At 51.0% G+C, this 12,862-nt stretch carries 12 protein-coding genes; 11 read left to right on the forward strand and 1 reads right to left on the reverse strand.

Annotated elements, in window-relative coordinates:
- Positions 1-142 precede the first annotated feature (142 nt).
- From ACTRC3_RS08215 to ACTRC3_RS08230, 4 genes are all read left to right on the forward strand, one after another.
- Positions 143-1,309, forward strand: coding sequence for a DUF4317 domain-containing protein (locus ACTRC3_RS08215; RefSeq protein WP_440322732.1), 1,167 nt, complete (start codon positions 143-145; stop codon positions 1,307-1,309).
- A gap of 3 nt (positions 1,310-1,312) precedes the next feature.
- The gene (greA, locus tag ACTRC3_RS08220) at positions 1,313-1,810 is read left to right on the forward strand and encodes a transcription elongation factor GreA (protein WP_349163568.1); all 498 of its coding nucleotides are present in this window, start codon (positions 1,313-1,315) and stop codon (positions 1,808-1,810) included.
- A gap of 75 nt (positions 1,811-1,885) precedes the next feature.
- Positions 1,886-2,749, forward strand: coding sequence for a DNA adenine methylase (locus tag ACTRC3_RS08225; RefSeq protein WP_440322733.1), 864 nt, complete (start codon positions 1,886-1,888; stop codon positions 2,747-2,749).
- A 93-nt stretch (positions 2,750-2,842) separates the two neighbouring features.
- Positions 2,843-3,652 (forward strand): SseB family protein, encoded by an 810-nt coding sequence (locus tag ACTRC3_RS08230; RefSeq protein ID WP_440322734.1) that lies wholly within the window; start codon positions 2,843-2,845, stop codon positions 3,650-3,652.
- A gap of 102 nt (positions 3,653-3,754) precedes the next feature.
- On the opposite strand, the gene ychF is transcribed toward ACTRC3_RS08230, so the two are convergent.
- Positions 3,755-4,852: a redox-regulated ATPase YchF gene (gene ychF, locus ACTRC3_RS08235; RefSeq protein ID WP_178038604.1), complete on the reverse strand. Its 1,098-nt coding sequence runs from the start codon at positions 4,850-4,852 to the stop codon at positions 3,755-3,757.
- A 186-nt stretch (positions 4,853-5,038) separates the two neighbouring features.
- Here ychF and ACTRC3_RS08240 point away from each other — a divergent pair, with 186 nt between their 5' ends.
- The 7 genes from ACTRC3_RS08240 to mraY all read left to right on the forward strand — a co-directional run bounded on the left by ACTRC3_RS08240 (position 5,039) and on the right by mraY (position 12,849).
- Positions 5,039-5,647 (forward strand): DedA family protein, encoded by a 609-nt coding sequence (locus ACTRC3_RS08240; protein WP_440322735.1) that lies wholly within the window; start codon positions 5,039-5,041, stop codon positions 5,645-5,647.
- Positions 5,648-5,908: 261 nt separating this feature from the next.
- The gene (mraZ, locus tag ACTRC3_RS08245; RefSeq protein WP_178038606.1) at positions 5,909-6,346 is read left to right on the forward strand and encodes a division/cell wall cluster transcriptional repressor MraZ; all 438 of its coding nucleotides are present in this window, start codon (positions 5,909-5,911) and stop codon (positions 6,344-6,346) included.
- Positions 6,347-6,363: 17 nt separating this feature from the next.
- Complete coding sequence (rsmH, locus tag ACTRC3_RS08250) at positions 6,364-7,314, forward strand: 16S rRNA (cytosine(1402)-N(4))-methyltransferase RsmH (RefSeq protein WP_440322736.1); 951 nt, start codon at positions 6,364-6,366, stop codon at positions 7,312-7,314.
- 2 nt (positions 7,315-7,316) lie between these two features.
- A complete protein-coding gene (locus ACTRC3_RS08255; protein WP_440322737.1) occupies positions 7,317-7,856 on the forward strand; it encodes a cell division protein FtsL in 540 nt (179 codons plus the stop codon).
- Positions 7,857-7,861: 5 nt separating this feature from the next.
- The gene (locus ACTRC3_RS08260; RefSeq protein WP_349164295.1) at positions 7,862-10,027 is read left to right on the forward strand and encodes a peptidoglycan D,D-transpeptidase FtsI family protein; all 2,166 of its coding nucleotides are present in this window, start codon (positions 7,862-7,864) and stop codon (positions 10,025-10,027) included.
- Positions 10,028-10,075: 48 nt separating this feature from the next.
- Positions 10,076-11,854 (forward strand): peptidoglycan D,D-transpeptidase FtsI family protein, encoded by a 1,779-nt coding sequence (locus ACTRC3_RS08265; RefSeq protein ID WP_440322738.1) that lies wholly within the window; start codon positions 10,076-10,078, stop codon positions 11,852-11,854.
- A gap of 35 nt (positions 11,855-11,889) precedes the next feature.
- Positions 11,890-12,849 carry a phospho-N-acetylmuramoyl-pentapeptide-transferase gene (gene mraY, locus ACTRC3_RS08270; protein WP_178038678.1) on the forward strand — a complete coding sequence of 320 codons (960 nt, stop codon included), beginning with the start codon at positions 11,890-11,892 and terminating at the stop codon, positions 12,847-12,849.
- Positions 12,850-12,862 lie beyond the last annotated feature (13 nt).

The following is a 12,862-nucleotide window of genomic DNA, read 5'->3' on the forward strand; positions in this document are numbered from 1 at the left end:
CCTGTCTGATGAAGTCCGTGGCTGGATAGAGGAGATTCTGGCAGCAGAAGAATGACAGAATTTTACAATTTCATGAAAAAGATGCCTTCAGTGAAAAAACAAAGTATGAAAAGAAAAAACAGATTCAGGAGTGAATTTTTGCATGAATAAAAAAGAAATTGCGGAAATCAAGAAGCAGTTTACCCCCCAGAACTGCGCGCTGACCAGACTTTGCGCATGTTATGTGGACGGCGAGAAGAATAAAAAAAGTGAGATGAAGGAAGCCTTTCTCGCTCAGTCCGAGGAAGAATGCTTCAAGTATTTTGAAATCTTCCGGAAGAGCCTGTCCGGCACCGTGGGAAAGAACCTGGTAAATCTGGAATTCCCCCTGGACGCGGAGATGGAAGGCGGGCAGCAGGAGTTTTTGCTGAAGCTTCGCGACAGTAAATTGAAGGATGATGTGCTTCTGGAGCAGTTCTATGATAAAATCATAGAGAACTACGAGTATGGCGAGAACTATCTGATTCTGCTGGTACACGGCATGTATGATGTGCCGGGAAAATCCTCTGATAATGAGGAAATGTTCGACGCATCGGATGAGGTATATGAATATCTGCTCTGTACCATCTGCCCGGTAAATCTGTCCAAGGCGGGCTTAAGCTATGATGCGGAGAGTAACCGCTTCGCCTCCCGCGTCCGGGACTGGCTGGTGGATCTGCCCATGGCGGGATTCCTGTTCCCGGCCTTTCAGGATCGCAGCACAGATTTACATAGTATGCTTTACTATTCCAAAAATGCGGAAGAACTGAAAGATGATTTCGTGGAGGGAATGTTCGGCTGCGGTACGCCATTGACAGCCGCCGATCAGAAGGACACCTTCAATGCCATGATCGAGGAGACGTTGGGCGAAGAGTGCGATTACGAAGCCGTCCGCAACATCCATGAGAGGCTCTACGAGATGGCGGAGGAAAAAAAGGATGAGCCGGAGCCGCTGGTGCTGAGCAAGGCGGAGGTGAAGCAGCTCTTTGCGGAAAGCGGCGTGGAAGCAGAAAAAATGACAGAGCTTGAGGAGCGCTATGAGGAATCCGCCGGGGCCAATACGGAATTTCTGGCATCCAATGTGATGAATACAAGAAAATTTGAGATCAAAGCTCCGGATGTGGTGATTCAGGTAAATCCGGAACGGGCGGATCTGGTGGAAACCCGTATCATTGACGGCAGGCAGTGCCTGGTGATTCCGGTGGATGACCGGGTGGAGGTAAATGGAATTTCGGTTCGCACAATGCGGACAGGAAGCTACAGTGAGCGAATGGGTGAAGGAGAGGAATAATTCATGCGGGAGCAGTTGACAAAGCAGGATGTGGAGAAGATTCAGCAGGAAATCGAGCACCGGAAGCTGGTGGTCCGGAAAGAAGCCATTGAGGCGGTCAAAGAAGCACGGGCCCATGGAGATCTGAGCGAGAATTTTGAATATTATGCTGCTAAGAAGGATAAAAACCAGAATGAAAGCCGCATCCGCTATCTGGAGAGAATGCTGAAGACGGCAGAAGTGGTGGAGGATCATTCGGGAGCTGACGAGGTCGGCATGGATACCAAGGTAGTGCTTTATTATGAAGATGAGGATGAGACCGAGGAAGTGAAAATCGTCACATCTATCCGGGGAAATTCCCTGGAGGGTCGTATCAGCATCGAATCACCGCTTGGCAAAGCCCTTCTGGGACATAAGGCCGGTGACCGTGTCCATGTCCGGGTAGGCGATGGCGGCTACGACGTGCAGATCCGCTCCATCGACAAGGACGGCGGCGAAGAAGAAAGCATCCGTAAATTTTAAGGAGGCGGGCCTGCGGTCTGTGCCCTGAATGTCCGTACCAGATCAGATAAATACAAAGAAAAACGGGGAAATGTTATGAATACAACAACCATGGTCCCATTTGTCAAATGGGCCGGCGGCAAGCGACAGATGCTGGAGCAGCTCTATATCCGTATGCCGGATACTTACAACGCGTATTATGAGCCCTTTGTGGGCGGAGGGGCAATGGTATTGTCTCTGGCGCCGGAGAAAGCCCGGATTAACGATATCAACCAGGAGTTGGTTCACACCTACACCGAGATACGGGATCATCTGGACGCGCTTCTGGAGAAGCTGATGGAACTGGACAAGGTTACCTGTACTCGGGAATTTTATTATGAGCTGCGCAGCCGTTATAATGAGAAGCGCTTAAACAGTTCTTACGATACCGAGATGGCAGCCCTGTTCATTTACCTGAATAAGCATTGCTTTAACGGTCTTTACCGGGTCAATACCAAGGGCGAGTTCAACGTTCCCTGGAATCAGAAGCAGTCGATCCGCTCCATGGATATGGAGAATATCAAGGCTATTTCCGCTTATCTGAAGTCCGTGACCATCACCTGTCAGGATTTTGAGCAGGCCCTTGCAGGTGTGCAGAAAGGCGATTTCATCTACTTCGACAGTCCTTACGCGCCGCTGAATCCTACTTCCTTTGATTCCTATACCAAGGAAGGATTCACGGAAGAGGAACACCGCCGTCTGGCGGAACTTTTCCGGGAGCTGACGAAAAAAGGTGTCTACTGTATGCTGACCAATCACAACACGGAACTGATTCGGGAACTGTATGAAGGCTTCCTGATTGAGGAAATCGACGTGCGCCGCGCCATCAATTCCGATCCGAAGAAGCGTCGGGGCAAGGAAGTGATCATTCGAAATTACGGGGAAGCGATCAGGCCGAAACGCAGAACCAGAAAAAAGTGAGAAAAATTGCTGTGCCTTGCCAGACAGCCCGGATTCTGGTAAAATAATAGGAAATGAGGCCACGACAGGCTATTGGAAAGAGGAATGCGCGATATGAGTACGGACAATAGATTGATGATAAAAAATTTACAGAAACTGGATCATTTTTACATTCTGACTTCGAAAGCAACGAATCTTCCCTTTGCGGAATGCGATTCGGAGACCTTTGACGATCAGACGGCGATATTTGAGCAGGAGCAGGATGCAAAGGAATATGCCGAAAAGCTGGAGGAAGAGAATCAGCCGACGGTGGTGACGGAGATTATCAAGGATAAGATGTCAGCTTTTTATACGGGACTGTATCTGACCGGTATCAATCGGGTAGCGTTCCACAACGGAGCAGGCTTCTGCTATCTGGATTTAAGCGCGGTTGTCACGGTGAAAAAGCCGGAGCAGAAGGACAATATGCCGCCGGTGATGAATGATTCTCTGCAGCTGACAGCCGTTTATTTTCTGCAGGAGCTGCGCCGCCCCAATCAGAATACGCCGGATCCGGAGCGTAATGCCCGTCTGCGGGAGATGGAGCAGGAGCTCATCGCGAACCTGCGTCGTTCCCGCTTTGTGCTGGCGTTGGATGTCACAGATGTGAAAGGGGCGTTGGATCTGACGAAGCCGAATCCGGATGTGAAGGTTCCCTATCTGAAGAATTCGACGGGTGATATTATTCAGCCGATTTTCTCCGATCTGTGGGAGTTTGAAAAGTTCCGCCAGAAGAATCCCCGGAAGCTGCAGGCTCTGTCCGCGCCGTTCCAGAAGTTGGTTCCGCCGCTGATTCAGAATGCGAAGGGCTTTGCGCTGAATCCGGCAGGCTTCAATCTACTGCTTCAGCGGGATAAGGTAGAAGCGCTGGCAAAACAGCAGTAAATTACGAATAGAAAAGGGAGTTACCGAAACGCCGGAATGGTGAATCGTTAACTCCCTTAATTACGCTTGTTTTCTGCCCTTCCGGGCATCTCGATACAGATTTTACACGTTGAAGCGGAATAGAATCACATCGCCGTCTTTCACCACATAATCCTTTCCTTCCAGACCTACCAGGCCCTTTTCCTTAGCAGCGGAATAGCTGCCGCAATCCAGCAGATCCTGATAATTGACCACCTCGGCACGGATAAAGCCACGCTCAAAGTCAGAGTGAATCTTACCGGCTGCCTGGGGAGCCTTGGTTCCGCGGGTAATGGTCCATGCGCGGGTCTCGGTCTCACCGGCGGTCAGGTAGCTGATAAGACCAAGCAGATGGTAGCTTGCGCGGATCAGCTTGTCCAGGCCGGACTCCTTCAGGCCTAAGTCTTCCAGAAACATGGATTTCTCATCATCATCCAGCTCGGAGATTTCTTCCTCAATCTGTGCGCAGATGACAAATACCTCGCTGCCGTTCTCGGCTGCGTATTTCCGAACGGCTTCCACATGTGGGTTGGACGCGCCGTCGTCTGCCAGATCATCTTCGCTTACATTGGCTGCGAAAATCACCGGTTTGTAGGTCAGCAGGTTGTAGCTGGTCAGCCATGCCTGTTCATCCTCGTCGTCTGTGGTGAAACCGGAAGCCATTTTTCCATCCTCCAGCCATGCCTTCAGACGGTTCAGAAGCTCCAGCTCCTTGGCTAGAGTCTTATCATTGCGGGCGCCGCGGACCGTCTTGGAAATACGGCGCTCCAGAATCTCCAGATCGGAGAAAATCAGCTCCAGATTGATGGTTTCGATGTCACGGATGGGATCGACGCTGCCGTCTACATGGATGACATTGGGATCCTCAAAGCAACGGACTACGTGTACAATAGCGTCCACCTCGCGGATATTGGCCAGGAACTGATTGCCCAGGCCCTCGCCCTTGGACGCGCCCTTTACCAGACCTGCGATATCCACAAACTCAATGACCGCCGGGGTTACCTTGGCGGAATGGTACATATCTGCCAGCAGTCCCAGACGGGCGTCCGGTACGGCTACCACACCCACGTTGGGGTCGATGGTGCAGAAAGGATAGTTGGCGGATTCAGCGCCTGCCTTGGTCAGGGAATTGAACAGGGTACTCTTGCCGACATTCGGCAAACCCACGATACCTAATTTCATGTGATCTATATCCTCCTTAAAAGCATATGATTTCAAAACATTTACAGTATACTATAGCATACTCGGCGGGAAATGTAAATTCTCAGATGGGAAAGATTCGGCCAAAATAGTCGGGAATAACCGGGATAAACGAAAAAACAGCCGCATAGGATAGAAAAAGGAGCGAAAGCCGCAGGAGGCGTGATTTTGAAAAGCCTGATTCTGTCTGTGATGGAGCAGTACGGGTATCCCGGGCTCTTTTTTCTGATTTTCCTGGAAAATGTATTCCCGCCCATTCCCTCAGAGGTGATTCTGCCTTTTGGCGGATTTTTGACAATTCATACAGCCTTAAGCGTGCCGGGAGTTGTATGCTTCGCGACGCTTGGTTCCCTGGCTGGGGCTGTGGTGCTCTACGGAGCAGGATATCTTTTAAATCGGGAGCGGCTGACCCGTCTGGTGGATGGAAAAGTGGGAAAGCTTCTACGCCTGAAGGGAGAAGATATCGCAAAGGCAGACGACTGGTTTCGGAGTAAAGGGCGCATAACGGTCTTTTTCTGTCGCTGCGTTCCGGTAGTGCGCAGTCTGATTTCAGTTCCGGCTGGCATGAGCCGCATGGAATTCCCATTATTTCTCCTCTATACCGCAGCCGGAACTCTGATCTGGAACATCCTTTTAGTATCCCTTGGGGCGTTCATGGGCGAATCCTGGAGTTATATTGCCTGGCTTGTGGGGGAATACTCCCATGTGATGCTGATTATACTGGGAATCAGCGCCCTGAGTGGAGCGCTTGGTTTTTATATAAGAAGAAAAAATTAAGAAATTCTGAAGCATTTTGTAAAAAGAAGTGGAAATGACACAAGTTATATCAATAAAACAACAATATCTTGTATGTATGAAAATGCAAAAAACAAGATATTGTTGTTTGCGTTTGTGCAAAATACACAGAAAAAGGACTTGCTTTTTATGAAAATTTAAGATATTATTAATCCATAAGTGGTGAATAGTGGTGGAAAGTGGTTTGAAAGTGCATTTAAGTGGTAGATAAGAACCAGAAACCGATGAAAGTGGGGTGACGTTATGTTCCGGGGCGAATATAACCATACGGTAGACACCAAGGGCAGGCTGATCATTCCTTCTAAGTTTCGGGAAAAGCTCGGTGACGAGTGCATTGTGACAAGAGGATTGGATGGCTGCCTTTTCGTATTTCCCATGAAAGAATGGGAAAACTACGAAGAAAAGCTGAAGCAGCTCCCTATGACCAATAAGAATGCGCGTTCTTTTGTACGTTTTCTGACTGCGGGCGCCACTTCCTGTGAGTTTGACAAGCAGGGAAGAGTACTGATTCCGGCAACCTTACGGAAGTTCGCGGGAATTGAAAAAGACGTTGTACTGGCTGGACTCCTGAACCGTATCGAGATCTGGAGTGAGGAGAAGTGGAACGAGAACAACAATTACGAAGAGATTGACATGGACGAGATTGCAGGTCAGCTGACAGAGCTTGGTCTGGATATCTAACAATAAAGGGGACAGACATGGAATTTTCACATGTATCCGTCTTACTGTATGAGACGATTGAACAACTGCATATCCGTCCGGATGGAATATACGTAGACGGTACGCTGGGCGGCGGCGGACATTCTTATGAGATTTGTAAGCAGCTTTCGGATAAAGGAAGGCTTATCGGAATCGACCAGGATGCGGACGCCATTGCGGCAGCGGGAGAGAGACTGAAGGAATTCGGCGACCGGGTAACTATCGTCCGAAGCAATTACTGCAATATGCGCCGGGAGCTTCAGAATCTTGGCATTGACCATGTGGACGGCATCGTGCTGGATCTGGGGGTTTCTTCCTATCAGCTGGACGCGGCAGACCGGGGGTTTACCTACCGGGTGGACGCCCCGCTGGACATGCGTATGGATCAGCGCCAGACGAAGACGGCCCAGGATATTGTAAATGGCTATACAGAGCATGAGCTGTACCGGGTCATCCGGGATTACGGCGAGGAAAAGTTCGCAGCCAATATCGCGAAGCATATTGCGTTGGCCAGAGAGAAGAAGCCCATCGAGACCACCGGAGAACTGACGGAGATTATCCGGGCGGCGATTCCGGCGAAGATACGGGCCGTAGGCGGACATCCGGCCAAACGTACCTTCCAGGCCATTCGCATTGAGCTGAATCAGGAGCTGGAGGTACTGAAGAACTCACTGGATGATATGATTGATCTGTTGAATCCGGGCGGCAGAATCTGTGTGATAACCTTCCATTCCCTGGAAGACCGGATAGTAAAAACCATATTTAAAACCAATGAAAATCCCTGTACCTGCCCTTCTAACTTTCCTGTGTGTGTGTGTGGTAAAAAACCGAAGGGCAGGTCACCGATTAGAAAGCCGATTGCTCCCGGTGCGGAGGAATTGGAATATAATAAGCGATCCAAGAGCGCGAAGCTTCGCGTCTTTGAACGGATTGGGAGTCAGGAAGCGTAAAAATGGCAGAGATCAGAAGCATTTATACGAATAACAGAACAGATGGAAAAACAGAACGCAGAACCACCTATGTGGATGGAGCGGCGGTCCGCAAGCTTCGGGCCGGCGAGCAGCCGGAGAGACGACGCAGGCAGGAAGACCGGTTTTCCGTGCATACGGTCCGCAGAGTAAAGGCGAAGGAACGCATGGGCCTGGGATATGGCATGTTTCTGGCAGTAGCGCTGGGCGTGGCCATGTGGGTCTGTGTGGGATATCTGAAGCTGCAGGCGGACAACACCGCCCGGGCAAAGAACATCGCGGCGCTGGAGACGCAGCTTTCCACGCTGAAGGATGAGAATGACGATGAATATAACCGGGTGACGACTTCTGTGGATCTGGAGAAAATCCGGGACATTGCCATGAATGAGCTTGGCATGGTATACGCAAATGAGGATCAGGTAGTACTTTACGACGATGAGGGGAGCGATTACGTAAAGCAGTATGCCGAGATCCCGGAGGACGATAAGAGTCTCAAGGGAGCGCTTGGCACGATTAGCAGGTGAGTAATTTGAACGATCGTACAGAGAAAAAAAGAAAACCGAGAGCGCGGATGCAGGCGCTGCTTACCAACCGAATGAAGCGTAAGCTGGCGCTGGTATTCGCGCTCATTGTGCTTGCTCTGCTGGGAGTGAGCGTAAGGCTGGCTTATATCAATAAAACCAGCGGAGATAAGTATACGAAAAAAGTACTGGCGCAGCAGGATACCAACAGTACTACGCTGCCATACAGAAGAGGCGATATTCTGGATCGCAACGGCACAATTCTGGCTACCAGTGAAAAGGTTTACAATCTGATTCTGGATCCGAAGGTACTGTGGCAGAACCAGGACAAGGAGGATGCGGAGAAGGACTGCGTGGAACCGACCATCAAGGCGCTGGTGCAGTATTTTGAACTGGATGAGTCAGAACTTCGGACCACCTTAAGCGAAAAGAAAGACAGCAGCTATGTTATCTTAAGAAAACAGCTGAGTAAAGACGAAATTGCTGATTTTAAGGCAGCGCAGGAGGACAAAGAAACCGAAAATAAAATCAAAGGCGTCTGGTTTGAGGACTCTTATATCCGTCGTTATCCGTACAATTCTCTGGCCTGCCATGTGATTGGATATACCGTTACGGGAAATCAGGGGCAGACCGGTATCGAAGAAGAATACAGTGATACCCTGAACGGCATCAATGGCCGCAGCTACAAGTACCTGAACGAGGAGTTGGAGCAGTCTACCTCGGTAAAGAAGGCCGTAGATGGCAATACAGTGGTGTCTACGATTGACGCAACCCTGCAAGGCATAGCAGAGAAATACATCGACAAATTTATCGAAGATTATACGAATAAAAGCGTGGAAGGACCGGCGGCGAAGAATATTGGCGTGCTGATGATGAATCCCCAGACCGGCGAGATTCTGGCCATGGCGGGTGATGTGGATTTCGATCTGAATAATCCCCAGGATCTGGTGGGCAATGGCTACCTGACCCAGGAGCAGGTGGATGCCATGTCCGAGGAGGAACAGCTGGACGCCAAGAATCAGATGTGGCGAAACTTCTGCATCAGCGACGGATACGAACCCGGATCAACCGTAAAACCCATGACGGTGGCAGCGGCTCTGGAGCTGGGCCTGGTCAATGATTCCACCACCTTCCTCTGCGACGGCGGACAGGTTATCGTACAGGGCCAACCCAAGATTAAATGCGCGAAGAAGACCGGCCACGGTATCATTTCCCTGGAAGGCTCCCTGATGTTTTCCTGCAATGACGCCCTGATGCAGATGGGCGCCATGATTGGTTATGATAACTTTCTGAAGTACCAGCAGATCTTTAACTTCGGTCTGAAGACCAACATCGATCTGCCCGGCGAGACCAATAACGCGTCGACGGTATTTACGAAGGACACCATGGGTCCGGTGGAGCTGGCGACCAGCTCTTTCGGTCAGGGCTTCAATACGTCTATGATTCAGGTGGCTTCGGCCTTTTCTTCCGTTATCAATGGCGGTTATTATTACCAGCCCCACGTGGTGAAGAAGATTCTGAACGCGGAGGGCGGCACCGTGGAGACTGTCAATCCGGTGCTGGTGCGCCAGACCATTTCCAATAAGACGTCTTCCATGATCCGGCAGTATCTGTATCACACCATGTACGGAACTGCGGACGCCAACGGCAATAACCCCACAGGTAAAAAGGGCCGCGTAGCAGGTTATACTATGGGCGGTAAGACCGGAACGGCTCAGAAGGTTCCCCGTTCCGCCAGAAAATATCTGGTGTCATTCATCGGCTTTGCGCCGGCGGATAATCCCCAGGTAGTCTGCTATGTGGTGGTGGACGAGCCCAACGCGGACAGCCCGACGACTCAGGCAAGCAGCGCTTTTGCCCAGGAGATATTCAAAAATATTATGAAAGAGGCTATGCCATATCTGAATATTCCGAGAAACGCAGAGATTCCGGAAGACATGAAGGAGGAAGTGGCGGCTGAGGAAGCGGCCCGGGCAGAGCAGGAAGCAGAAGAAGAGGCGACGGAAGAGGAAACTCCGATTGAAGAAGGTACACTGGTGGATCCGAATACCGGCGAGACTGTGAAGATGCCTACGGAAGAAGAGGTAGAGGCAGAAGGCGACAGTGGTCCGTTGGATGACTATGAAAGCCCGATTCTTCCTGAGGACGGAAGCAACCCTGCAGAGACAGAATAAAATCAGAAACCCCATAATAGGTTGTAACAAACCGATTATGGGGTTTTTATGAAAGAAAAGGAAACGAAAAGCAGAACATATAACCGGAAGAAGCTGACGCTGGTGTTCTGCGTGTGTGTGCTGATGCTGGTGGGTCTGGTGGCGAGGCTGGTGCGGTTAATGGTTTATGAGGCGGACTATTATCAGGAACTGGCGGAGGATCTGCACCAGCGGGAGCGGAGCATCAAGGCAGCCCGGGGAAGGATTCTCGACCGGAATGGTACGGTATTGGCTTCCAACCGTACCGTGTGTACCGTGTCGGTGGTACATAGCCAGCTGACCGATCCGGAGGCGGTAATTACGGCGCTTTCACGTGAACTGAATTTGCCGGATGAGCAGGTACGCGGGCGGGTGGAGAAATACAGCTCCATCGAGCGGATCAAGGCCAATGTGGACAAAGAAACCGGCGACCGCATCCGTGCCCTGGAACTGGCCGGTGTGAAAATTGACGAGGATTATAAGCGTTCTTATCCTTACGGTTCCCTGGCGTCCAAGGTGCTTGGCTTCACCGGCGGCGATAATCAGGGCATCATCGGACTGGAGGTCCGGTATGATTCCTATCTGCAGGGGCAGAACGGTACAATTCTGACGCTGACAGACGCCCGGGGTATCGAACTGGCCGACGCGGGCGAGGAGCGGGTGGAACCGGTGCCGGGGGCAGATCTGAGGGTCAGTCTGGACTACAATATCCAGCTCTACACGGAGCAGGCGGCAAAGAAGGTCCGGGAAGAAAAACAGGCCGCCTATGTATCGATTCTGGTCATGAACCCCCAGAATGGCGAGATCTACGCCAATGTAAATGTGCCGGAGTTTGATTTGAACAATCCCTATGACCTGACGGCGTATCTTGCGGACACCGGACAGGACGCAGCAGCGCTTGCCGGGGAGCAGAAGCAGGATCTGCGCAATCAGATGTGGCGGAACCAGAGCATCAATGATACCTACGAGCCGGGGTCTGTTTTTAAGGTGGTGACGGCGGCAGCCGCATTGGAAAAAGGCGTGGTGAATTTAAACGATACCTTCAACTGTCCGGGCTTCCGCATCGTGGAGGATCGGCGGATCCGCTGCCATAAGGTGAGGGGACACGGGAGCGAGACCTTTGTACAGGCCATCGAAAATTCCTGCAACCCGGTCTTTATCGATATCGGTCAACGGGTGGGCGCAGAGGATTTCTACGGGTATTTCCGGCAATTTGGCCTGATGGAAAAGACAGGAATTGATGTGCCCGGAGAGGCCAATATTATCATGCACAAACTGGAAAATATTGGGTTAGTCGAGCTGGCGACCATGTCCTTTGGGCAGTCCTTCCAGATTACGCCCATGCAGATGGCAGCTACGGTCAGTTCCATCATAAATGGCGGGCTTCGGATTACGCCTCATTTCGGGATTGCCATTGAAAATCAGGATGGAAAGGTGCTGAAGAAGCTGTCTTGGCCCAAAGGAAAACGGGTGGTGCGCGCTGAAACCTCAGAAACCATGCGCTTTTTGCTGGAAAAGGTGGTGTCCGAGGGCGGCGGAAAGAAGGCGTACATTGAGGGTTACCGTATCGGCGGCAAGACGGCCACATCCCAGACGCTCCCCAGAGGCACCGGACGCTACATTTCCTCGTTCATCGGTTTTGCTCCGGCGGACAATCCGCAGGTTTTGGCCATGTGCGTGATTCACAATCCCCAGGGGGTCTATTACGGCGGCACCATCGCCGCTCCGGTCGTCCGGGATATTTTTGAAAATATTCTTCCCTATCTTGGCATTGAAAAAACGGAAGAAAAGGCTTATAATGCAGATTAGCCATAAGAGAAATAAGTATGAGAGGTAGATTGGTTATGGATTTGAAAACACTGATATTTCCGGTTCTGATATCATTTGCTATCAGCGCGGCTCTGGGACCCGTTGTGATTCCACTGCTTCGCAAGATGAAATTTGGCCAGACAGAGCGTGAGGAGGGACCCAAGAGCCATCTGAAGAAGACGGGTACGCCGACCATGGGCGGCGTCATGATTCTGATTGCCATTATTGTAACATCCCTGATTTACGCAAAGGATTTCCCAAAGATTATCCCGGTGCTTTTTGTGACCGTAGGTTTTGGCATTATCGGATTTCTGGATGATTATATCAAGATTATTCTGCACCGCTCCGAGGGCCTGACGCCCGGACAGAAGATGTTCGGCCAGTTCCTGGTGACCGGCGTATTCATTTTTTACTATTATAACCTGACCGGCGGCGACATGGCTATGCTGATTCCGTTCTGGCCGGGACACTATCTGCATCTGGGCTGGCTGGCTATTCCGGTGGCCTTTCTGGCTATCATCGGAACGGTCAACGGCGCCAACTTTACCGACGGCCTGGACGGCCTGGCTTCCAGTGTCACCGTACTGATTGCCGTATTTTTCACAGTGGTTGCAGTGGGAACCGGAAGCGGTCTGCATCCGATTACCTGCGCAGTGGTGGGAAGCCTGATGGGATTCCTGCTCTTTAATGTATTTCCGGCCAGCGTCTTTATGGGCGATACCGGATCTTTGGCTTTGGGCGGCTTTGTGGCGGCCACGGCTTACATGATGGATATGCCGATTTTCATTCTGATTGTGGCGCTGATTTACTGGGTGGAGATTCTGTCGGTTATGATTCAGGTAACTTATTTTAAGATGAGCGGTGGAAAACGTATCTTCCGGATGGCGCCGATTCATCATCATTTCGAGCTGGGCGGCTGGTCTGAGACCCGTGTCGTGGCGGTATTTTCCATCGTGACGGCACTGCTGTGCCTGGTTGGCTTACTGGCGCTTTAAGGAGGATATGGGA

It is taken from the genome of Laedolimicola sp., assembly GCF_051972735.1.
GTDB classification, from domain to species: domain Bacteria; phylum Bacillota; class Clostridia; order Lachnospirales; family Lachnospiraceae; genus Laedolimicola; species Laedolimicola intestinihominis.